At 68.0% G+C, this 21,465-nt stretch carries 17 protein-coding genes and 2 rRNA genes (1 of these 19 cut by a window edge); 12 read left to right on the plus strand and 7 right to left on the minus strand.

Features of this window, described 5'->3' with window-relative positions:
* From JRI60_RS20050 to JRI60_RS20070, 5 genes are all read left to right on the plus strand, one after another.
* Window positions 1–1,506 (plus strand): 23S ribosomal RNA (locus JRI60_RS20050); it begins 1,462 nt to the left of the window's first position.
* 168 nt (window positions 1,507–1,674) lie between these two features.
* Window positions 1,675–1,791, plus strand: a 5S ribosomal RNA gene (rrf, locus tag JRI60_RS20055).
* A 332-nt stretch (window positions 1,792–2,123) separates the two neighbouring features.
* Window positions 2,124–4,958 carry a serine/threonine protein kinase gene (locus JRI60_RS20060; protein WP_204227461.1) on the plus strand — a complete coding sequence of 945 codons (2,835 nt, stop codon included), beginning with the start codon at window positions 2,124–2,126 and terminating at the stop codon, window positions 4,956–4,958.
* Between the two features lie 96 nt (window positions 4,959–5,054).
* Entirely contained in the window at window positions 5,055–6,425 is a 1,371-nt protein-coding gene (locus JRI60_RS20065; RefSeq protein WP_204227462.1) for a KamA family radical SAM protein, read from the plus strand.
* The gene (locus tag JRI60_RS20070; RefSeq protein ID WP_204227463.1) at window positions 6,425–7,636 is read left to right on the plus strand and encodes a KamA family radical SAM protein; all 1,212 of its coding nucleotides are present in this window, start codon (window positions 6,425–6,427) and stop codon (window positions 7,634–7,636) included. The genes JRI60_RS20065 and JRI60_RS20070 overlap by 1 nt, the downstream gene beginning before the upstream one ends.
* 10 nt (window positions 7,637–7,646) lie before the next feature.
* Here JRI60_RS20070 and JRI60_RS20075 read toward each other — a convergent pair whose 3' ends face one another.
* The 3 genes from JRI60_RS20075 to JRI60_RS20085 form a co-directional block, all read right to left on the minus strand.
* On the minus strand, window positions 7,647–8,189 hold the full coding sequence (locus JRI60_RS20075) for a hypothetical protein (RefSeq protein ID WP_204227464.1): 543 nt from the start codon (window positions 8,187–8,189) through the stop codon (window positions 7,647–7,649).
* A 132-nt stretch (window positions 8,190–8,321) separates the two neighbouring features.
* Window positions 8,322–8,645 (minus strand): hypothetical protein, encoded by a 324-nt coding sequence (locus tag JRI60_RS20080; protein ID WP_204227465.1) that lies wholly within the window; start codon window positions 8,643–8,645, stop codon window positions 8,322–8,324.
* 38 nt (window positions 8,646–8,683) lie between these two features.
* Window positions 8,684–9,205 carry a hypothetical protein gene (locus JRI60_RS20085; protein ID WP_239470620.1) on the minus strand — a complete coding sequence of 174 codons (522 nt, stop codon included), beginning with the start codon at window positions 9,203–9,205 and terminating at the stop codon, window positions 8,684–8,686.
* An 89-nt stretch (window positions 9,206–9,294) separates the two neighbouring features.
* Between JRI60_RS20085 and JRI60_RS20090 the strand changes: the two genes are divergently transcribed.
* The 6 genes from JRI60_RS20090 to secF all read left to right on the plus strand — a co-directional run bounded on the left by JRI60_RS20090 (window position 9,295) and on the right by secF (window position 16,307).
* Window positions 9,295–10,401 carry a SpoIID/LytB domain-containing protein gene (locus JRI60_RS20090; protein WP_204227466.1) on the plus strand — a complete coding sequence of 369 codons (1,107 nt, stop codon included), beginning with the start codon at window positions 9,295–9,297 and terminating at the stop codon, window positions 10,399–10,401.
* Between the two features lie 48 nt (window positions 10,402–10,449).
* On the plus strand, window positions 10,450–11,535 hold the full coding sequence (queA, locus tag JRI60_RS20095; protein WP_204227467.1) for a tRNA preQ1(34) S-adenosylmethionine ribosyltransferase-isomerase QueA: 1,086 nt from the start codon (window positions 10,450–10,452) through the stop codon (window positions 11,533–11,535).
* A gap of 13 nt (window positions 11,536–11,548) precedes the next feature.
* The gene (gene tgt / locus JRI60_RS20100; protein WP_204227468.1) at window positions 11,549–12,733 is read left to right on the plus strand and encodes a tRNA guanosine(34) transglycosylase Tgt; all 1,185 of its coding nucleotides are present in this window, start codon (window positions 11,549–11,551) and stop codon (window positions 12,731–12,733) included.
* 263 nt (window positions 12,734–12,996) lie between these two features.
* Window positions 12,997–13,347: a preprotein translocase subunit YajC gene (gene yajC, locus JRI60_RS20105; RefSeq protein WP_204227469.1), complete on the plus strand. Its 351-nt coding sequence runs from the start codon at window positions 12,997–12,999 to the stop codon at window positions 13,345–13,347.
* A complete protein-coding gene (secD, locus tag JRI60_RS20110; RefSeq protein ID WP_204227470.1) occupies window positions 13,347–15,116 on the plus strand; it encodes a protein translocase subunit SecD in 1,770 nt (589 codons plus the stop codon). Before yajC ends, secD begins: the two co-directional genes overlap by 1 nt.
* A 21-nt stretch (window positions 15,117–15,137) precedes the next feature.
* Window positions 15,138–16,307, plus strand: coding sequence for a protein translocase subunit SecF (gene secF / locus JRI60_RS20115; protein WP_204227471.1), 1,170 nt, complete (start codon window positions 15,138–15,140; stop codon window positions 16,305–16,307).
* An 83-nt stretch (window positions 16,308–16,390) separates the two neighbouring features.
* Here secF and JRI60_RS20120 read toward each other — a convergent pair whose 3' ends face one another.
* Window positions 16,391–16,990: a hypothetical protein gene (locus JRI60_RS20120; RefSeq protein WP_204227472.1), complete on the minus strand. Its 600-nt coding sequence runs from the start codon at window positions 16,988–16,990 to the stop codon at window positions 16,391–16,393.
* 216 nt (window positions 16,991–17,206) lie between these two features.
* Between JRI60_RS20120 and recJ the strand changes: the two genes are divergently transcribed.
* Window positions 17,207–18,919: a single-stranded-DNA-specific exonuclease RecJ gene (recJ, locus tag JRI60_RS20125; RefSeq protein ID WP_204227473.1), complete on the plus strand. Its 1,713-nt coding sequence runs from the start codon at window positions 17,207–17,209 to the stop codon at window positions 18,917–18,919.
* A gap of 47 nt (window positions 18,920–18,966) precedes the next feature.
* On the opposite strand, the gene JRI60_RS20130 is transcribed toward recJ, so the two are convergent.
* The 3 genes from JRI60_RS20130 to JRI60_RS20140 form a co-directional block, all read right to left on the minus strand.
* On the minus strand, window positions 18,967–19,188 hold the full coding sequence (locus JRI60_RS20130) for a YHS domain-containing protein (protein WP_204227474.1): 222 nt from the start codon (window positions 19,186–19,188) through the stop codon (window positions 18,967–18,969).
* Window positions 19,189–19,396: 208 nt separating this feature from the next.
* Complete coding sequence (locus JRI60_RS20135) at window positions 19,397–20,173, minus strand: hypothetical protein (protein ID WP_204227475.1); 777 nt, start codon at window positions 20,171–20,173, stop codon at window positions 19,397–19,399.
* Window positions 20,170–21,444 carry a hypothetical protein gene (locus tag JRI60_RS20140; protein WP_204227476.1) on the minus strand — a complete coding sequence of 425 codons (1,275 nt, stop codon included), beginning with the start codon at window positions 21,442–21,444 and terminating at the stop codon, window positions 20,170–20,172. The genes JRI60_RS20135 and JRI60_RS20140 overlap by 4 nt, the downstream gene beginning before the upstream one ends.
* Window positions 21,445–21,465: the final 21 nt, after the last annotated feature.

Here is a 21,465-nt window from a genome sequence, read left to right on the forward strand (position 1 = left end):
CGCCATCTTGTAGACGTTGAACCGAGGAAGGACGGAGAAAGCTAGGCGAGCTGGCCGGTGGTTGTGCCAGTCCAAAGGCGTAGGGGTGTCGCGTACGATGAAAAGGCGCGGCAGCTATCCCCGAGACCCGACGGCGCCCCGCAAGGGGTTAGTTGCTGATGCTCGGCTTCCAAGAAAAGTTCCGCGGGGAGTCTACAGGGTGTCCGTACCGCAAACCGACACAGGTGGGTGAGGAGAAAATCCTAAGGCGCTTGAGAGAACTCTCCTCCAAGGAACTAGGCAAATTTCCACCGTAACTTCGGAAGAAGGTGGGCCTCTGGTAGGTGAAGGCGTACAGCTGGAGCCGAGAGAGGTTGCAGAGAAATGGCGGTAGCGACTGTTTACCAAAAACACAGGACTCTGCGAAGGCACGAAGCCGACGTATAGGGTCTGACTCCTGCCCGGTGCTGGAAGGTTAAGGGGATTCGTCAGCCGCAAGGCGAAGCGATGATCCGAAGCCCCAGTAAACGGCGGCCGTAACTATAACGGTCCTAAGGTAGCGAAATTCCTTGTCGGGTAAGTTCCGACCTGCACGAATGGAGTAACGACTTCCGCACTGTCTCGGAGAGGGACTCAGCGAAATTGAAATAGCTGTGCCGATGCAGTTTACCCGCAGCAAGACGGAAAGACCCCGTGAACCTTTACTACAACTTGACAGTGACACTAGGGTTCGACTGTGTAGGATAGGTGGGAGCCTTTGAAGCCGGGCCGCTAGGTTCGGTGGAGGCAACGGTGAAATACCACCCTGTCGGATTCTGGTGTCTAACCATGCCCCCTCAACGGGAGCTGGGACACTGTCTGGTGGGTAGTTTGACTGGGGCGGTCGCCTCCCAAAACGTAACGGAGGCGCGCGATGGTTCCCTCAGCCCGATTGGAAACCGGGCGGCGAGTGCAATGGCATAAGGGAGCTTGACTGCGAGACAGACATGTCGAGCAGGTGCGAAAGCAGGTCATAGTGATCCGGTGGTCCTGAATGGAAGGGCCATCGCTCAACGGATAAAAGGTACTCCGGGGATAACAGGCTTATCTCCCCCAAGAGTTCACATCGACGGGGAGGTTTGGCACCTCGATGTCGGCTCATCGCATCCTGGGGCTGGAGCAGGTCCCAAGGGTTTGGCTGTTCGCCAATTAAAGCGGTACGCGAGCTGGGTTCAAAACGTCGTGAGACAGTTTGGTCCCTATCTGCTGTGGGCGTAGGATACTTGAGAGGCTCTGACCTTAGTACGAGAGGACCGGGTTGGAGACACCGCTGGTGTACCAGTTGTCTCGCCAGAGGCATCGCTGGGTAGCCATGTGTCGATTGGATAACCGCTGAAAGCATCTAAGCGGGAAACCGACCTCAAGACCAGGTATCCCGGGCGCAAGCCCCAGAAGACCCGTCGAAGACTACGACGTTGATAGGCCGGGTGTGTAAGCGTGGTAACACGTTGAGCTAACCGGTACTAATTGGTCGAGCGGCTTACTATACCTCAATCTCTGGCAGGCTCCCCGGTGTAAACCGGAGGGAGTCTGGAGATTCGAGGCCGAGGTCGAGGCCCCGAGCGCGCTACAAACAGCGGCGCCGGGCCCGGAAGAAGGCACAGAGCTTTTCAGCAGGAATTGAAACTACCCTTTGTATGTACGAGTCACATGTTTTCCGGTGGCAATGTCGGAGGGGTCCCACCCGTTCCCATCCCGAACACGGAAGTTAAGCCCTCCAGAGCCGATGGTACTCCGCGGGAAACCGCGCGGGAGAGTAGGTCGCTGCCGGATTTTTTTTGAAGGCCCCGAGTCCTCACATCACGTGAGAACTCGGGGCCTTCGCCTTTGCGGGCTCCAGGGGTCCTCCCGGAGGCCTGGCGTCCCGGGCGCATGCGCTTCCATGCTCCCTTGCTCCCAGGCCTGAGCGGCCGGACGCTCGCTCGGGTCATCGCTCGGACGGCGGCGTTTCTGGCCCAAGTGGCTGGAACTCTTGGGGAATCCACCTCCAGGTGCGGTTTGACTCCCCGTTCGTGCTCCGACTAAAGTCCCGGGTTCGTCCGGTTTTCCCACCCACTGCTCCTCGGACGGCGCTGTGGCCCTCCGGGTGCGGGCGGATCCACGCAATGAAGAAGCCGACCCTATTTGGGAAGTACCTCCTCCTCGAGCGTATCAACGTTGGCGGCATGGCGGAGGTCTTCACGGCCAAGGCCTTCGGCGTCGAAGGGTTCGAGCGGATCCTCGCCATCAAGAAGATCCTCCCGACGATGGCGGAGGACGAAGAGTTCATCACGATGTTCATCGACGAGGCGCGGATCAGCGTGCAGCTGAACCACGCCAACATCGTGCACATCCACGAGCTCGGCAAACACGAGGACACCTACTTCATCGCCATGGAGTACGTGGCCGGGCGGGATCTGCGCACGCTCCTGGAGCGCTACCGGCGGCGCAAGGAGATCATGCCCACGGCCCAGGCCGTCTTCATCGCCTCGAAGATCTGCGAGGGCCTCGACTACGCGCACCGCAAGAAGGACGCGCGCGGGCAGGACCTGAACATCATCCACCGCGACGTGTCTCCGCAGAACATCCTCATCTCGTACGAAGGCGAGGTGAAGATCATCGACTTCGGTATCGCCAAGGCGGCGAACCGCTCGCAGAAGACCCAGGCCGGCATCCTCAAGGGCAAGTTCGGCTACATGAGCCCGGAGCAGGTCCGCGGCCTGCCCATCGACCGCCGCAGCGACGTCTTCGCCGTGGGCGTCATCCTCTACGAGCTGCTGACCGGCGAGCGGCTCTTCGTCGGCGAGTCGGACTTCTCCACCCTGGAGAAGGTCCGCAGCGCGGACGTGCCCATGCCGCGGCAGTTCAATCCGAACATCCCGGCGGGGCTCGAGAAGGTGTTGATGAAGTCCCTCGCCCGCGATGCGGAGGATCGCTACCAGTGGGGGTCGGATCTGCAGGAGGACCTGATGCGGTTCCTCCTCGCCGGCGACGCCATCTACTCGTCCAAGCACCTGTCCGGCTTCATGAAGGAGGCCTTCGCGGAGGACATCATCCGTGAGGCCGAGAAGATGGAGCGCTACTCCACCGTCGAGCGCCCGGAGCAGATCGAGACCTCCGGCGTCACCGGTGACATCTCCCGCTCGCAGCGGCGGCAACAGGCCACCCCCGCCACCCCCGTGGCCGGTCGCTCTCCCACCTCTCCGGCCCAGCCCGCCGTGAAGAGCGGTTATGTGCCGCCCCCCACCGAGGAGGAGCTGGCGGAGCTCGATGGGGCAGGGGACAAGACGCAGATCGTCGACTCGGCCCGCGCCCTTCGGCCGGATTCCTCCGCTCCGGAGCCCTCGGCCAGTGTGCTGGTCGATGACAGCCTGACCGGTGAGACCGGCGGCTACCTGCCTCCCGAGGACGAGACCATTCCTCCCACGCCTCGCGAGAAGTTCCGCGGCGCCGGCAGGCAGCAGGTGGTCATCGGCGAGGAAGGGGAGGGTTACTCGGGTGCCACCGTCGTCGGGCCCGCTCCCACGGCGCGTCCGGACTCGGACGAGCCCGTCGAGTCCAACGCCACCCGCGTCGGCCAGATCGAATCGGGCGGTACCATGGTCAGCCCGATGCCCACCGGCCAGCGGCCACGGCTCGAGATGGATGAGGAGGATCCGTATTCCTCCCAGCACTCGGAGGCGGAGCACGACGAACAGCGGATGTCCGACGAGGAGTCTCCGGACGAGTATGGCGAGGAGCCTCACGACCTGGAGTCGGCGAGAGATCCGCAGGAAGAGGAGGCGACCGGCCCCATCGACATCTCTCCGGGGGCGCAGGATTCCGCTCAGGAGAAGTCGAAGCCCGTGTCCGGCAAGTCGGCTCCGCGTGCTTCTTCCATCGGGAAGAAGCTCCCCCCGAAGGCCCTCATCGGAGTGGCCGCGGGCGCCGCACTGATCGTGATCGTGCTCCTGGGCGTCGTGCTGTTCTCCGGTCCCAACACCGGCAGCTTGATGATCTCCGTCCAGCCCGCCGAGGGCGCCGAGGTCCGGATCGACGGGCAGATCGTCGCGCAGAACCAGGTCATCGAGCTCGCCGAGGGCTCCCACAAGCTGACCGCCACCGCTCCGGGTCATCTGCCCGCCGAGCAGGAAGTCTCCGTCGCCAAGGGACAGAGCCCCCAGGTGGTTTCCGTGACCCTGGACGCCGAGCCTCCCGCAGACGCGCCCGCCAAGCCGGCGGGCAGCGGCTCCCAGGTCGCCACCACGGGGACCGAGACCGGCACCGGTACGGGTACGGGTACGGGTACCCAGGCCGCTACGCCGCCGGACTCGCAGCATGCGGCGGACACTCCGGACAAGAACGACGAGCCGCAGACCACCGCTTCGGCCACTGGAACCGGCACGGGTACCCCGTCCGCTCCGGTGCAGCCGGCCAAGCCGACCACGTTCGCCGCGGTGTTCGTTGGCGAGGCCGGCGCGGAGATTGAGGTGGACGGCAAGCGCGTGGGCAAGACCCCCGACGCGAAGCTCAACGACCTCGCCATCGGCAAGAACTACTCCTTCACCGTCAAGCGCGCGGGCTACAAGCCCTTCTCGAGCAAGTTCCGCTCCGAGGGCGAGACCGAGGTGAAGGTGGCCTTCTCGCTCGAGAAGGAGGAGCCGCCTGCTCCGCCCCCCGAGCGTCCGGTCGTGAAGAAGACGCCCGAGCCCAAGCCCGTCGTGGCGAAGGCCTCCACTTCCACCCCTCGGACCGCCGCCAAGGGCAAGCTCGCCTGCAGCTCCAAGCCGCTCGGTGCCCAGATCTGGGTCGATGGCAAGTACACCGGCCGCGATACCCCCGCCGCGTTCGGCAACCCGGTGATCCTCCCGGTGGGCAGCCACACGGTCGTCTTCAAGCTCGACGGCAAGCAGAGCAAGCCCCAGAAGGTGAACATCACCGAGGGGGACATGGCCAAGCTCATCAACATCGCCGTCGAGTAGTCACGCATTCGTTGCCCTCTTCTCTTTGTTGGGTAAAGAGGGAGCTCCACCCGGGACCCCGACTCCCGGGTGCTGTTTCCATTAAGGTGGATCGCCATGACGACGCCCATCCGCGGCAAGGCCTCCTCGGCCGGCCCCGCGCAGCAGCCTTTCTCCTATCCGCTCCGCCGCGAGTTCGTGGAGCCCGACTGGCGGCGCCTGCCCGGCTACAAGGACGTGACCCAGGCTGATTGGGAGAGCTCCGTCTGGCAGCGCAAGCACACCGTCAAGAACCTCAAGGAGCTCAAGGCCGTCCTCGGCCACCTCCTGCCCGATGACCTCCTGGCCAGCCTCGAGCGCGATCAGCGCGAGCGGGCGACCATGTCCATCCTCGTCCCTCCCCAGATGCTCAACACCCTGGACGAGACGGACCTGTGGAACGACCCGGTCCGCCGTTACATGCTGCCCGCCTTCGACGACCGGCACCCCGAGTGGCCCAATCACCCCAAGGCCAGCCGCGACAGCCTCCACGAGGCGGAGATGTGGGCCGTCGAAGGTCTCACCCACCGCTACCCCACCAAGGTGCTGGCGGAGATGCTCCCCACCTGCCCCCAGTACTGCGGCCACTGCACCCGCATGGACCTCGTCGGCAACGACGTGCCCCAGGTCCAGAAGCACCGCTTCCAGCTCGGGCAGAAGGAGCGCTACGAGCAGATGCTCGACTACCTGCGCCGGACGCCCACCGTCCGCGATGTGGTCGTCAGCGGCGGCGACATCGCCAACCTCCCCATCCAGGCCCTCGAGCCCTTCGTCAGCGCCCTGCTCGACATCCCCAACATCCGGGACATCCGCCTGGCCAGCAAGGGCCTCATGGCCATCCCCCAGCACTTCCTCCAGGACTCCGTCCTCCAGGGGCTGGATCGGCTCGCCAAGAAGGCCAATGAGCGCGGCGTGGACCTCGCGCTCCACACCCACGTCAACAACGCCCGCCAGCTCACCCCGCTCGTCGGCAAGGCCGTCCGCAAGCTGCTCGACATGGGCTTCCGCGACGTGCGCAACCAGGGCGTCCTGCTCCGCGGCGTGAACAGCACCCCCAAGGATCTCCTCGAGCTGTGCTTCACCCTGCTCGATCACGCGAAGATCCTCCCGTACTACTTCTACATGTGCGACATGATCCCCAACTCGGAGCACTGGCGCCTCAGCGTGGCCGAGGCCCAGAAGCTCCAGCACGACATCATGGGGTACATGCCCGGCTTCGCCACCCCGCGCATCGTCTGCGACGTGCCCTTCGTCGGGAAGCGGTGGATCCACCAGGTCGCCGAGTACGACCAGGTCCGCGGCATCTCGTACTGGACCAAGAACTACCGCACCGGCATCGAGGGCGATGACGCCGAGGCCCTCACCCGCAAGTACGAGTACTTCGACCCCATCTACACGCTGCCCGAGGCCGGTCAGCAGTGGTGGCGCGATCAGGCCAAGGCGGCGTGATGCTCCCCCCAGTGCCGCCCTCCAAGGGCGCCTCCGCGCGTCCGGCCTCCGAGGCCGGGCGCCGGGCCCTCTTTCCCGAGGCCACCGACGCCGAGTGGGCCGACTGGCGCTGGCACCAGCGTCACGCCGTGCGCAACCTCGCCCAGCTGGAGAAGTACGTCCCCCTCACGCCCGATGAGCGCGCCGGCGTGCAGGAGACCTCCTCCCTGTTCCGCATCGGCATCAGCCCCTACTACCTGTCCCTCATCGACAGGGACCATCCGCTCTGCCCCATCCGGATGCAGTCCATCCCCGTGCGCGCCGAGGCCCGCATCCGCCCCGGTGAGCTCGAGGACCCGCTCGGCGAGGACAAGACCCGCCCCGAGGAGGCCATCGTCCACAAGTACCCGGACCGCGTGCTCTTCCTCGCGCTCGACACGTGCTCCGTCTACTGCCGCCACTGCACCCGCCGCCGCATCACCAAGGGCGGCGAGGCCGAGCTCTCCAAGGAGCAGATGCGCCGCGGCCTCGACTACATCCGCCGTCACCCCGAGGTCCGTGACGTCCTCATCTCCGGCGGAGATCCGTTCCTCCTCTCCGAGGAGCGGCTCGAGGAGCTGCTCGCCCCCCTCCACGAGATTCCCCATGTGGAGATGGTTCGCATCGGCACCCGCGTCCCCGTGTGCCTGCCCATGCGTGTCACCGACTCGCTGGCCCGGCTCCTGCGCCGCTATGCCCCCGTCTACGTCGTCACCCACTTCAACCACCCCAAAGAGGTGACTCCCGAGGCCCGCGAGGCCTGCGAGCGGCTCGTGGACCACGGCGTCCCCGTCGAGAACCAGGCCGTCCTCATGCGGCGCCTCAACTCGGACGCCCGCATCATCAAGGAGCTCTCCCACTCCCTGCTGCGCATCCGCGTCCGCCCCTACTACCTCCACCAGATGGACGTCGCCCAGGGCTGCGAGCACCTGCGCACCCCCATCTCCAAGGGCATGGAGATCCTCCAGCAGCTCCGCGGTCACACCACCGGCCTCGCCGTCCCCCACCTCGCCGTGGACCTCCCCGGCGGCGGTGGCAAGGTGACCCTCCAGCCCGACTACGTCCTCGAGCGCGGCGAGCACGAGACCCTGTTCCGCAACTACAAGGGCGAGCGCTACGTCTACCCCGAGCCCGAGGAGACCGACTGCTCCTGCCCCTATGACTCCGTCTGGCTCCAGCGGCGCTGGGGGTAGGGCTCGCGGCTTACTGCTCCTCCGAGGGCACGGCCTCGGAGGGTAGCTGCTCGGCCCCCGGGTCTTCCTCTCCCGCCGGAATGCCCATCTCCACCGTCGGCGGCGCGCCCTCCTGCTCCTCCAGCATCACCGGGTTCTCTTCGTTGATCCCCTGCTGGATCTGGATCTCCTCCGTCCCCTCTCCCCCGGCCTTCGCCTCCCCGGCCCCCGCTGCCTTTTCCTTCGCCTCCAGGCTCTTCTCCGCCGCCGCCACCGCCTCGTTCCCCTTCGGCCCCATCCGTGCCGTCTGTCTCGCGTAGTCCTTCGCCGAGACCCCGTGCTTGTCCATCACCCCTCGCGCGGCTTCCTGCTGCTCGCGGATGATCTCCCGGCGCTCCTCCGTGCTCAGCTCCGACGGCTTCTTGTTGCCGTGCGCCGCGTTCACCTTGTCCATCGCCTCCTTCTCGTCGCGCCGGATCCGCGCCATCTGCTCGGGCGTCAGATCCTCCCCGAACGCCAGACTCGGCACGGTGAGCCAGGTCGACAGCAACAGCATGGACAGACGGCGGGTCATGGGGACTCCTGGGTGGACCTCGGTATCGTACGGGAGGGAAGGGGGTCCTGGGTACAACCCGTGGGCCGGATACCCTCACCCCGTCCCTCTCCCAGAGGGAGAGGGGTTGTGTTCGAGGGCCGCTCGATTGGCTCAGCGCTCCCGGCAACGTGTGCAGCTGTCCGTTCCCTCCGCGCAGGACTCCCTCGCCTGCACACACCTCTGCGGCAGATCCGTTCGATCTGGATGCGCCTCGACCAGCCCGCAGAGGTTTTCAGCCACCTCGCACGTCCGCGTCGTCAGCGTGCATCGGTCCTCACAGGTCAGGTTCCCCTCCGTCCCCCTGGACCGCAGCTCCTCGAGCTGCGCCTCGTACGTGGTGAGCTGATCGTCGTCCGAACCGGCCACCCGGGTTTCCACCTGCTTGTGACATCCCACGAGGGCCAGCATCAGCAAGGCAAGGCTCGCAGCGCGCATGTGTCTCCCTTACGCGCCGCCGCTTGCTCCGTCCAGCCTCAGCGCTCCCGGGGTCGTGTCGGGGTGGGGCGCTCCGGCGGCTCCTCGGGGCGGTTGCAGTACATGTACGCCGTCAGCCCCAGCAGCGCCAACACCGCCAGCTTCCTCAGCCAGTCCTCCCTCCGGCGCTTCGGTGACTCCTCCTCCTCTCGCTCGGTGGTTTCGAGCACCGCCGCCACCTCCCCACCCAGCGTCCGCAGTCTCCGGCACACTGCCACCGTCTCCGCCAACACCTGGGGGATGGTCGCCGTCTCTCGCTCCAGGGCCTCGGCCAGCGCTCGCGCCCAGACGTCCTCCTCCGCGTCGTTCTCCGGTGGACGGCTGGGGAGGGTCAGCGCCTCCGTCAGCGCCAGCCCCGCTCGCAGCAGGTGCACGGAGAAGGCTTCCCGGGAGATGCCGTAGAAGACCGCGCTCTCCTCCAGGGTGCGGCCCTGGACCAGCCTCGTCACGAGGAACGCCGCCTGGCGGTAGGGCAGCGCTCGCAGCGCGGCGCAAAGCTCGGCGGCCGTCAACCGGGACATGTCGGGGGCAGGGGACACGGGGGCGGCATTCTCCGTCATCCGCCGGCCGATTTCTTGAGCCATACGCATCCACCCCTACACTGCCCACCATGTCGCGACCTGTTGCACTGCTGCTGCTCTTGCTCGCGCCCCTCCAGGCGCTCGCCGTGGAGACCATGCGCATCGCCATGGGGGACTCCCAGGGCGAGGTGCGCGTGAGCGGTCGGGGCCTGTCCTTCGGTCCCGATACCGAGGACGCCCGCTTCTCCCCCCTCAGCCAGGACGGTGTCACCGTTCGTCGTCGCGGCTCCCGGCTGGAGCTCAACGGCGCGCCCGTCATCGGTAACGCGGTGCGCTTCCGCGCCGGCGCGGACTCGGACGACGCGGGCGTGCCCGGCTCCTCCCCCCTGCGCGCGGGCGATATGCAGGTCCGCGGCGACGTGGTGGTGCGCCTCTACAAGGACGGGCTTCAGCTCATCAACGTCATCCCGCTCGAGGACTACCTCACCGCCGTGCTCGGCAGCGAGATGCCCGTCTCCTTCCCTCCGGAAGCCCTCAAGGCCCAGGCCGTCGCCGCTCGCACCTACGCCCTCCAGAAGAAGCTCGAGACCTACGGCAGCCCCTTCCACATGGGCAGCAGCGTGCTCCATCAGGTCTACGGCGGCGTCAACCGCGAGGACCCGCGCACCCGCGCCGCCGTGGAGGCCACCCGCGGCGAGGTGCTCACCTACGAGCTCGCCCCCATCGAGGCCTACTTCCATGCCTCCTGCGGCGGCCGCACCGAGACCGGCCAGGATGCCCTCCAGCGCGACCTCCCCTACCTGCAGGCCGTGGACTGCCCGTGTGGCCGCCTGCCCGCCAGCCGCTGGAGCGCCACTGTCTCCGACTCGGAGCTGCGCGCCGCCCTCGGCCAGTCCACCGAGGGCTTCCGCGTCACCTCCCGCACCCCCACCCAGCGGGTGAACCGGGTCGCCACCTCGGGCGGCGCCTCGCTCGATGGGGCGGCCTTCCGGCGGAAGCTCGGCTACACGAAGCTCAAGAGCCTGGAGTTCGACGTGGAGCGCACCTCGGGCGGCTGGCACTTCAATGGCCGCGGCTATGGCCACGGCGCCGGCCTGTGCCAGTGGGGCGCCAAGGCGCTCGCGGACGAGGGCCTCTCCTACCGCGACATCCTCCTGCACTACTACCCGGGGACCGAGCTCCAGCAGCTCTACTGACACATCCCGTTCCGTCGCGGCGTCCGGGCTGTTACAAGCCCCACCTCCGTGTCGTCACTGCTCTCCGATTACGACTTCGAGCTCCCCGAGGCGCAGATCGCCCAGGCCCCCCTCGCGGCCCGCGATGCCTCCCGCCTCATGGTGGTGAGCCGCTCCTCGGGCGCGTGGACCCACCGCCGCTTCGCCGAGCTGCCCGACCTGCTGCGAGAGGGCGACCTGCTGGTCGTCAACGACGCGCGCGTCATCCCCGCCCGTCTCCTCGGCTCCAAGGTCGGCACCGGCGGCCGGGTGGAGCTGCTCGTCGTCCGCCCCTCCGCTCCCACGCTCACCTCACAGGCGCTCGGCGGCGCGGCCGAGGCGCTCGAGTGGATCTGCCTCGGTCAGGCCTCCAAGGGCCTCAAGCCCGGGGCGCGCGTGTCCTTCCCCGAGGGGCTGGAGGCCGAGGTCCTGGAGGCGCTCGGAGGAGGGGAGTACCAGGTGCGCTTCCACGCCGCGCCGGGCACGTCGCTCGCGGAGGTGCTGGAGAAGGCCGGCCGCCTCCCACTGCCCCCCTACATCACCCGCGCCCCGGAGGCCTCGGACGCCGAGCGCTACCAGACGGTGTACGCGCGGGCGTCGGGCGCGGTGGCGGCGCCCACCGCGGGGCTGCACTTCACCGACTCCACCTTCGCGGCCCTGGCCGCCCGGGGCATCCACCGCGTCGAGGTGACGCTGGACGTGGGGCCGGGCACCTTCTTGCCCGTGCGCGAGGAGAACCTGGAGAAGCACCACATGCACCCGGAGCGCTACTTCGTCTCCGAGGCCACCGCCAACGCGGTGAACGCCGCGAAGGCCGAGGGCCGCCGGGTCGTGGCGGTGGGCACCACGGTGGTGCGCACCCTGGAGTCCGCCACGGACCCCGAGACGGGGCGCCTGCGCGCCGGTCCCGGCGAGACGACCCTCTTCATCCGCCCCGGCTTCGCCTTCCGGCAGGTGGACGTGATGCTCACCAACTTCCACCTCCCGCGCTCCACGCTGGTGGTGCTGGTGAGCGCGCTGCTCGGCCGGGAGCGCACCCTGGCGGCCTACCGGGAGGCGGTCGCCGCCGGCTACCGGTTCTTCTCGTACGGCGACGCGATGCTGGTGACGGAGTAGGAGACACGACGCAATGGGAGAGCCGCGCAAGGAGAAGGGTGACACCCGCGTTCCGCCGAGTCTGGTGCGCTACGAGCTGCTGCACGAGGACGCCTCGGGCTCGCGCGCCCGCCGGGGTCGGGTGCACACCCCTCATGGTCTCATCGAGACGCCCATCTTCATGCCCGTGGGCACCGTGGGCAGCGTCAAGGGCGTGGGCCCGGATGATCTGCTGACGCTCGATGCTCAAATCATCCTCGGCAACACCTACCACCTGATGCTCCGGCCCGGAGACGACCTGGTGGGGGAGATGGGCGGTCTGCACCGCTTCATCTCCTGGGACCGCCCCATGCTCACCGACAGCGGCGGCTTCCAGGTCTTCAGCCTCGCGGAGAAGCGCAAGATCACCGAGGAGGGCGCGGCCTTCCAGTCGCACCTGGACGGGCGCCACATCCTGCTGACCCCCGAGCGCTCCATCGAAATCCAGGAGACGCTCGGCGCGGACATCATCATGGCCTTCGACGAGTGCCCGCCCTCCACCGAGGACCGGGCCTACATGGAGAAGTCCCTGGCGCGCACCACGCGCTGGCTGCACCGGTGCGTGAAGGCCTGGAGCCGCGAGCGCTCCTCCCTCTTCGGCATCGTCCAGGGCGGCCTGGACAAGCAGCTGCGCAAGGCCCACGCCGAGGAGGTGTGCGCGGCGGACCTGCCCGGCTACGCGCTCGGTGGCTTCTCGGTGGGAGAGACCCCCGAGGCCATGCACGAGGGCGTGGCCTTCTCCGCTCCGCTGCTCCCCCGGGACAAGCCGCGCTACCTCATGGGCGTGGGCACGCCCGTGGACCTGGTCACCTGTGTGGAGCACGGGGTGGACATGTTCGACTGTGTGTTGCCCACCCGCTGCGCGCGCAACGGCCTGCTCTTCACCTCCGAGGGCAAGGTCGTCATCCGCAACGCCGCCTACGCCAAGGATCCCCGGCCGGCGGACCCGGCGTGCACCTGCTACACCTGCCGCAACTTCAGCCGCGCCTACCTGCGCCACCTCTTCGTGGCGGGGGAGATCCTGGCCATGCGGCTCAACACCCTCCACAACCTCCACTACTTCCTCACCCTGATGAAGGACGTGCGCCAGGCCATCGCCGAGGACCGGTACACCACCTTCGCCCGCGACTTCCGGGAGAAGGCCCGGGCCCAGGAGGCCGAGCGCACCCGGAAGAAGTGACCCCCGGCGGCGGCCATCCAGACGGCCGGTTCCCGGGTCCTCTTGGAGCGGGACCGGATTGACGACCCCCGAGTTTCCCTCGGAGGGGGGCACCCAGGAGGTGGGCGGGCGGGCATGACGCACCTCGGAAAGGCCAGCCCCTCCTCGCCGTTCACTTGCCCGGGATGTGCGCCTGCTGCTAAGAGGCCCACCTTTCCGGCTTATCCGTTGTCCGCTGGTGGACGGCGGTGGGGCCGAACCCTTTCCAAGCAACGAGGCGGTTTGTGGCAGACAGCTTTCTGATCCTCGCCCAGGCAGCGGGCGGACCCGGCGGGATGATGAACATCGTCTTCATCATCGGCCTGTTCGCCATCATGTATTTCGTGATGATTCGCCCCCAGCAGAAGCAGATGAAGGCGCACCGCGAGCTGCTCTCCGGGCTGAAGAAGGGTGATGAGGTCATCACCCAGGGTGGAATCATCGGGCGCATCCAGGTCGTCTCCGAGCGCGAGGTAACGCTCGAGGTGGCCACCGGGGTCCGCATCCGCGTGCTCAAGTCGTCCGTGGCGGGCCGGTTCGCGGTGAGCGAGCCGACGGCGGCCGCCAAGACCGAAGAGAAGAAGGAGGAGAAGTAATGGACCGCGGCTGGTACTGGAGGTTGGGCCTGGTCATCGGCGTGACGCTGCTGACCGTGTGGTTCCTCATCCCCTCCTATTATTCGATGTTCGTGCTCGACAAGAGCGAGCGCAACAACCTGGCGCTGCTCGAGCAGCGCCTGCCCAAGTGGGCTCCCCCCGCCAAGTACCGCATCAACCTGGGGCTGGACCTGCAGGGCGGCATCCACATGGTGATGCGGGTGGACACCAAGACGGCGCTCCAGAAGCGGACCGAGCGCCGGGGTGATCAGATCGCCCGCTACATCAACGAGAAGCAGCTGGGCCAGGTGTCCGTGGACACGGATCCCCAGGCGCTGCAGATGACGCTGACGGCGCAGGATCCGGCCACCATGGACGCCATCGAGAAGGAGGTGCTCGCCACCTTCACCGACTTCGTCCGGGTGGCGCGTGACGGGGCGAAGCTGACGCTCGCGCCGGACGAGGGCCAGGTGAACCGCTTCCGCGAGGAGTCGGTGGACCAGGCGATGCTCGTCATCCGCCGCCGCATCGACAAGTGGGGCGTGGCCGAGGTGGACGTGCGCAAGCTGGGCACCGACGCCATCCAGATCTCCCTGCCGGGCCGCAATGACCCGGAGCAGGCCAAGGAGCTGGTGGGCACCACGGCGCAGCTCGAGTTCCGCATGGTGGACGACTCGACCGATTTCTTCGGGCAGGTCATCCAGCAGAATCCTCCTCCCGAGGGCAGCAACATCACGCTGACCAACAGCGAGGGCTTCCCGCAGCTGCAGGGCCCCAACCGCGAGGCGCTGCTGGAGTACTTCAAGGGCAAGACGCCCGAGGGCCGCGAGGTGCTGCTCGAGTGCGTGCCCAGCGCGACGAAGAAGGGCGTGTGCGACAGCTACCGCACCTTCCTGGTGGAGAAGAACGTGCCACTGACGGGCGAGAGCCTGACGGGCGCGGATGCCTCGCTCAGCCAGCTCAACGAGCCGGAGGTGAACGTCAGCTTCGACGCGGCCGGCGCGCGCGAGTTCGAGCAGCTCACCGAGAAGGGCACGGGCCGGCGCATGGCCATCGTGCTGGACGACTACGTGCAGTCGGCGCCGCGCATCAACGAGCGCATCGGCGGTGGCCGGGCGCGCATCACCATGGGCCGCGCGGGTGGCCGTCCCCTGCAGGAGTGGCTGTCGGACGCGCAGACGCTGGCGCTGGCCCTCAAGGCGGGCGCGCTGCCGGCGCCGGTGACCACCGGTGAGATCCGCCAGGTGGGTGCCGCGCTGGGCGACGAGCTCATCCGCAAGGGCAGCCTGTCGGCGCTGGTGGGCCTGGCGCTCGTCATCGCCTTCATGGCCATCTACTACAAGGGCGCGGGCATCATCGCGGACGTGGCGCTGCTGCTCAACGGCCTGCTCATCCTGGGCGGCCTGGCGCTCTTCAACGCCACGCTGACGCTGCCGGGCATCGCCGGCTTCGTGCTGACACTGGGCATCGCGGTGGATGCCAACGTGCTCATCAACGAGCGCATCCGCGAGGAGATCGGCCACGGCAAGACGGTGCGCGCCGCGGTGGACCAGGGCTATGACCGCGCCTTCTGGACCATCTTCGACGCCCACGTCACCGCGCTCATCGCCGGCTTCATCCTCTTCTTCACGGGAACGGGCCCGGTGCGCGGTTTCGCCACCACGCTCATCATCGGCCTGCTGGCGTCGCTCTTCACGTCCATCCTCGTGACGCGCGTCATCATGACCTACTTCGTTCACGGCCGTAACGCGCAGACGGTGTCCGTCTAAACGGGCCCGGGGGAACAGCAGATGCAGATCCTCAAGCACAAGACGAACATCGACTTCATCGGCAAGCGCAAGCCGGCCCTCTTCATCTCCACGGCGTTGAACCTGGCCATCCTGGTGGGCATCGCCGTCTTCGGGTTCAACTTCGGCGTGGACTTCGCCGGCGGTACGGTGGTGGAGGTGAAGTTCAACCACCCCGTGTCCGCGGCGGATGTGCGCAAGCGCGCCGAGGCCGGCGGGCTGCACGACGTGTCGGTGCAGAGCATCGGCGCGGCCGAGGAGAACTCGTTCCTCCTGCGGCTGGGCGGCGTGACGCAGCTCACCGAGGAGAGCGCGGGCAAGGCCGAGAACGCCATCAAGGCCCTGGGTCCCATGAAGAACGTGGTGGCGGACCTGGCCAACGGCATCATCAACTTCCGCTCCGAGCAGCCGCTCACCGCCGATCAGGTCCGCAAGGCGGTGGAGGGCACGGGCACGGGCGTGGAAGAGGTGCGCGAGCTGGGCCAGTCGCAGTCCGGTGGCTTCGACTACCAGGTCGTCGCCAGCGGCATGGCGGACCGCATCCACAGCGCGCTGGAGACGGGCGCGGAGGGAGGCAAGGCGGACTTCGAGATGCGCCGCACGGAGTACGTGGGCCCTCAGGTCGGCAAGCAGCTGCGCAACCGCGGCGTCATGGCGCTGCTGTACTCCATGGTCGCCATCCTCATCTACGTGGCGTTCCGGTTCGACTTCAAGTTCGGCCCCGGCGCGCTCGCGGCCATGCTCCATGACGTGGTGATGGTGGCCGGCTTCTACCTGGTGACCCGCGCCGAGTTCAGCCTCACCGCCATCGCGGCGCTGCTGACCATCGTGGGCTACTCGGTCAACGACACCATCGTCATCTACGACCGCATCCGCGAGGACATGGCCAAGTTCCAGGGCAAGCCGCTGGCGGAGGTCATCAACATCGCCGTCAACGACACCCTGGCCCGCACCATCCTCACCTCGGGCGTCACGGCGCTCTCGCTCGTCGGTCTGCTCATCTTCTCCGTGGGAGAGATCCGCGACTTCGCCTGGGCGATGCTCGTCGGCATCGTGGTCGGCACGTACTCGTCCGTGTACATCGCCAGCCCGCTCACCATCTGGCTCGACGAGCGCGCCGCTCGCGAGGGTCAGAAGGGTGGGGGGATGAAGCAGCAGGCCACCCCGGGATGAGGGGCGGCTGAGTGCGCACCAAAGGCCCTCGTGCTCCGCGTCACCGCGGGGTCGAGGGCCTTCGGTGTTTCAGGGGCCGCGCGTCAGAAGCGGCCACCCACCGTGAGGCTGGCGTCCAGCAGGCCGCCACTCGCGTCACCCGGCACCGCCGCGTCCGCGAAGCCGTCATCCACGAGGATCCGGTAGGTGCCCCGGAGGCCCGCCGTCAGCGCTCCGGTGTTGAACTCGACGCCCGCCGACAGGGGAATCTCCTCCATCAGGTCCGACTCGTACGGGCCACCGGCCTGCGCGCCCCGCGCGTAGACGTAGGAGACGCCGAGCCCGCCTCCCACGAAGGGGCGGATGCGCTCCATGGGCGGCGACAGCTTCACCAGGCTGCTCGCGCCATGGCGGATGAAGGAGGGGGCGTCGGCGGCACGGAAGCGGTCGTCCGTCACGTCGTTCTTCGAACCGTCGTAACCCACCTCGAAGCCCAGCATCTTGAAGGGTTGGAGGTTGAGGGTGACGCCCCACGTGGGTCCCGTGGCCGTCAGTCCGCCGAGATCGCCCGTGTACCCGCCAATGCCGCCGTCCACGAAGACGTTCACATCTCCTTGCCTCGGATACCCGTCCTGTGCCATCGCGGTACCGGCCACTCCCACCCCGAGCGCCAGGGCCGCCATCCGGATGCCCCTGAGTGTCATGCAGATCTCCTTGTCCGATGCTGTGCATTTCAAGCTGTGCATCCGTCGCAACGCGTGCGCCCGGAGGGCATCCCAGGAACGCTCGTCCGCCTGCTCGTCCCAGGGCCGGAGGGACGAGCACCAGGTCGGGTTCCCACGCAGAGACTTCCGAGGTAGACTGAGGGTGGATTTCTATCCCGGGCGCCCCTGGAGGGCCCCCGAGGAGGAGATGCGAACGTGCGTTGGTTGATGCCGGAGGTGCCCCAGGAGCAGGCCGCGTCACTGGCCGTGGAGCTCGGGCTGCATCCGCTCTCCGCGCGCGTGCTGGTGCACCGCGGGTTGCGCACGCCCGAGGCCGCCTCGGCCTTCCTGTCCGACAAGCTGGCGGATCTGCCCGATCCGTTCCGGATGAAGGGCATGGTCGCCGCCGTGGAGCGGCTCTTCCGCGCCATCCGCGAGAAGGAGAGCATCACCCTCTACGGGGACTATGACGTGGACGGGGTGTGCTCCACCTCGCTGCTGGCCCTGTTCCTCCGGGAGCTGGGCGCCCGGCCGGCCACGTACATCCCCCACCGGTTGGACGAGGGCTACGGCCTCAACCTCCAGGCGGTGGAGAAGATCGCCGCGGAGGGCACCCGGGTGCTGGTGACGCTCGACTGCGGCGTCACCTCGGTGGCGGAGATTTCCAGGGCCAGGGACCTGGGCCTGGACGTGGTGGTGGTGGATCACCACACGGTGCCGCCCACGCTGCCCCCGGCCGTGGCGGTGCTCAACCCGCACCAGCCCGGCTGCGAGTACCCCACCAAGCACCTGTGCGCCGCCGGCGTGGCCTTCAACCTCTGCATGGGGTTGCGCAAGAAGCTGCGCGAGGACGGCTGGTTCGCCACCCGCAAGGAGCCCAACCTCAAGGCGCTGTTGGACCTGGTGGCCATGGCCACGGTGGCGGACGTGGTGCCCCTCACGGGCGCCAACCGCATCCTCGTGCACCACGGCCTGCAGGAGCTGTCGGCGGGCCGCCGCCATGGCGTGCGCGCCCTCAAGGAGGTGGCCGGCCTGGACGCGGACAGCCCCGTGACCGCCGGGCAGGTGGGCTTCCGGCTCGGGCCCCGCATCAACGCCGCGGGCCGGCTGCATGACGCGTCCCTGGGGTTGCAACTGCTGTGCTCCGACTCGCTCGACGCGGCGCGCTCGCTGGCGAAGGTGTTGGACCACGCCAATGCGGAGCGGCAGGCCATCGAGAGCGGAATCCTCACCGAGGCGCTCGCCCAGGCGGCGGAGCGGGCCGAGCAGGCGCGGGGCTTCGTCCTCTACGCGGACGGCTGGCACCCGGGCGTCATCGGCATCGTCGCCTCGCGCGTGGTGGAGCGCTACCACCGGCCCACCGTCATGGTGGGGGTGAAGGACGGGGTGGGGAAGGGCTCGGCGCGCAGCATCGAGGGCTTCCACCTGTACGACGCGCTCAGTGGCTGCGCGGACATGCTGGCCCGCTTCGGTGGGCACAAGCACGCGGCCGGCCTCACGGTGGAGGCCAAGCACCTGCCCGCCTTCCGCGAGGCCTTCGAGCGCATCGCCCGGCAGCGGCTGACGCCGGAGGACCTGATTGCGCGCTGCAAGGTGGACGCGGTGGTGGGCGTGCGCGAGCTGGACGAGCCCGCGGTGGAGGCCCTGCAGAAGCTCGGACCCTTCGGACAGGGCAATCCCGAGCCCGTGCTGGTGCTGCGCCACCAGGTGGCCCGCCCGCGCGTGCTACCGCACAAGTCGGGCGGTGCTGGTCACCTCAAGCTGGCCCTGGTGGACGCGCCCAGCGTGGACGCCATTGGCTTCGGCATGGCGGATCGGCTGGCGCTCACGGAGGGGCCTGTGGACCTGGCCTTCCAGGCCAGCTTCGACACCTTCCGGGGCCAGCGTCGACTGTCCCTCAAGCTGAAGGATCTGCGCGTCGCCGCCTGACGCTCCCTCTCCCTCCGGGAGAGGGCTGGGGTGAGGGTACGTGTCCCTCAGGCAATGCCCCAGCGCACCCGTCCTGGCGTCAGCAGGGCACCCGCCCGTGCCAGGTCGTTCATGCGGAACCGTTCCGCCTGCCGCTCGAACGCCGTGCGGCACCGCTCCGAGCAGAAGAAATACTTTCGCTTCTTGTACTCCGTGGACGGACGACCCTCGGGTGCCTCCAGGTTCTTGCCGCACACGGGGTCCAGGTGTCGCTTCGGTACGTCCTTCATCCCTCGCCTCCCAACCAGACTCGCCTGACCGATGCCAGAGCCCAAAGCAGCGGGCATGCCAGTGGTGACCCTCGTGGAATCGCGGGGTTGCGGGGGGAGAAGTCCAACACAGAGGCGAAGGAGGGCCCGAAAGGGGAAAAGTTTTCCCCGATCGCGGGTGCCTATTGCACCGCGGGGCATGGCCGGTCGAACGGCCCGCCCCGGGGTTCTAGAACGCGGTGCCGACGCTGGCGCCCAGGAAGGTGTCGTCCATGTATCCGCGACGGAAGCGCATCAGCTCCACGCGCCAGGCCAGCCGCAGGTTGGACTCCGAGGACAGGGGCGTGCGGCCCCGCAGGCCCACGCCGTACTGGATGAGGGACTTGATGCCGTCCACCGGCGTCACCTTGCCACCCACCTCCAACGCGGTGTGCTCCCACACGATGCCTCCGCCCACCTGGGCGTAGACGCCGTAGTCCTTGCTCTCCCCGAAGGTCAGCTCGTACGCGGGGGCGATGGAGGCGTAGTGCAGCCGCGTGTCGCCGATGATGAGCGCCGTGCCCTCGCGCACCCCGGCGTAGGTGTAGCGCACGTCGAACCAGAGCGCCTCGCGCAGCGGCTCCACGTTGAGGATGCGCCCGAACTCCCAGGTGAAGCGCCCGCCCACGGCCGGCAGGAGGTCGACGAGCTGCCCGCGCGGGCTGCTCAGCAGCATCGCGCCACCGAGCACCTCGAACGCGATGCCGGTGTTCGGGTCGTCCAGGCCCGCCAGGTGCTCGAACTTCCCCTCCTCGCCGTCCTCCTCGGAGACCCGGCGGAAATCGTCCACTGTGTCCTCGGGCTCGGCGCGGCGCCGGCGCTGCGAGGTGTCCTCCTTTTCGGACTCTTCTTCATCCGGGTAGGCGTAGGGCTTGTCGTCGTCATCCTGCCCGAGCGCGGGCGTGGCGAGGGCGAGCCCCCCGAGGAGGCAGGACAGGAGCCAGGAGTGCGCGGCAACGGTTTTCATTGGGCGATCGGGGGGCAGGCGTCGGAGGTGGTGGTGCTCTGCGGGCAGGCGTCCTGTCCCGCGGAGAGCTCCTCGATGGAAAGCTGCAGGTGGGTGACGAGCCGGGTGCACACCCTCTGCTTCAGGTCGACGTTGCCAGCGGGAATGTGCTGGACGATGGAGCGGGCGGCGGCGCCCAGGGAGAAATCCTCCTGCCTGTTCAGGGCGTTGCGCGCCAGCTGGTTGAGGCCGTACTTCAGCGGGTTGGTATCCGAGTAGGCCGCCGCCACCGCGCGAGCCAGCACCTGCCGGTCGGCGTCCGACCCGGAGGCCTTGACGAGCGCGCTCGCGAGGATGGTGCCCACCTGGTACTCGCGGCCGGAGAACACGCTGAAGTTGCCGGAGAACATCAAATCCCGCAGCTCCTTGCTCATGCACCAGTTCTGCGACAGGTCGCGATCCTCCACGGGCCTGCCCTCGAAGGAGGAGTCCAGCACGCGCGTGTTGCAGCCGAAGCTCGACCTGCACGAGGCCACGTAGGCGTGGAAGTCCGCCAGGCCCTCGTCCAGCGACTTGATGACGTTGAGGCCCGGGGTGGGCGAGCCCCCGCCGATCGTCCAGGCGGCGATGGGCTCGGGGATGCCGCGGCCGTCATACACGCGGCGGTTGAAGACCAGGTGCGCGTACTCGTGGGTGAGGATGGAGGCGTTGATGGCCAGCGGCGCCTTCTGGACGGTCTCGAAGGGCAGCACCATGAAGGAGCGCGTCGGCGCGAAGAAGAGGGCGTTGTCGCGCTGCGGCTTCTCGCTCGAGTCGGCCAGGACGAACTCGGGGAAGTAGTACACCGTCGTCTGGGGCAGCTCCTCCTTCTTCACCTCGGCGGTGGTGGTGAAGTAGTCCCAGGCGCGCTCGAAGTTGTAGTACGTGGTGACGAGGTTCCACGTGTGGAAGTCCGCCGGCCACAGCACGCCCGCCTCATCGGCGATGTAGCTGGCGGTGACGCGGTGCCCCTCCTCCTTCACCAGCGCGCGCTCCAGCGCTTCGTCGGTGGTGGCGGCCTGGGCCTCGGGATCTCGCGAGTCCAGGCGGATGTTCGCTCCCCCCTGGAACCGGATCACCGTGCCCTCGAGGGCGACGATGTCGGTGACCGTCTTGAGCTCCACCTCCAGGGGGGCGTACTGCCCATCACTGGAGCGCACGAGCGCACGGACCTTCACGGGCGTCTGGGTTTCCGGCGCGCACGAGACGGCGAGCGTCGCGAGCGCGGCGGCGGCTGTCAGCTTTCGGACCATGTCGCCCTTCATACTACGGGT

The sequence above is a fragment of the Archangium violaceum genome (assembly GCF_016887565.1).
GTDB lineage: Bacteria > Myxococcota > Myxococcia > Myxococcales > Myxococcaceae > Archangium > Archangium violaceum_B.

Bases quoted from the DNA above. Each gene is read 5' to 3' on its own strand.
- JRI60_RS20060 (WP_204227461.1), top strand. From the start codon at position 2,124: ATGAAGAAGCCGACCCTATTTGGGAAGTACCTCCTCCTCGAGCGTATC.
- JRI60_RS20065 (WP_204227462.1), top strand. From the start codon at position 5,055: ATGACGACGCCCATCCGCGGCAAGGCCTCCTCGGCCGGCCCCGCGCAG.
- JRI60_RS20070 (WP_204227463.1), top strand. From the start codon at position 6,425: ATGCTCCCCCCAGTGCCGCCCTCCAAGGGCGCCTCCGCGCGTCCGGCC.
- JRI60_RS20075 (WP_204227464.1), bottom strand. From the start codon at position 8,189: ATGACCCGCCGTCTGTCCATGCTGTTGCTGTCGACCTGGCTCACCGTG.
- JRI60_RS20080 (WP_204227465.1), bottom strand. From the start codon at position 8,645: ATGCGCGCTGCGAGCCTTGCCTTGCTGATGCTGGCCCTCGTGGGATGT.
- JRI60_RS20085 (WP_239470620.1), bottom strand. From the start codon at position 9,205: ATGTCCCGGTTGACGGCCGCCGAGCTTTGCGCCGCGCTGCGAGCGCTG.
- JRI60_RS20090 (WP_204227466.1), top strand. From the start codon at position 9,295: ATGTCGCGACCTGTTGCACTGCTGCTGCTCTTGCTCGCGCCCCTCCAG.
- tgt (WP_204227468.1), top strand. From the start codon at position 11,549: ATGGGAGAGCCGCGCAAGGAGAAGGGTGACACCCGCGTTCCGCCGAGT.
- secD (WP_204227470.1), top strand. From the start codon at position 13,347: ATGGACCGCGGCTGGTACTGGAGGTTGGGCCTGGTCATCGGCGTGACG.
- secF (WP_204227471.1), top strand. From the start codon at position 15,138: ATGCAGATCCTCAAGCACAAGACGAACATCGACTTCATCGGCAAGCGC.
- JRI60_RS20120 (WP_204227472.1), bottom strand. From the start codon at position 16,990: ATGACACTCAGGGGCATCCGGATGGCGGCCCTGGCGCTCGGGGTGGGA.
- JRI60_RS20130 (WP_204227474.1), bottom strand. From the start codon at position 19,188: ATGAAGGACGTACCGAAGCGACACCTGGACCCCGTGTGCGGCAAGAAC.
- JRI60_RS20135 (WP_204227475.1), bottom strand. From the start codon at position 20,173: ATGAAAACCGTTGCCGCGCACTCCTGGCTCCTGTCCTGCCTCCTCGGG.
- JRI60_RS20140 (WP_204227476.1), bottom strand. From the start codon at position 21,444: ATGGTCCGAAAGCTGACAGCCGCCGCCGCGCTCGCGACGCTCGCCGTC.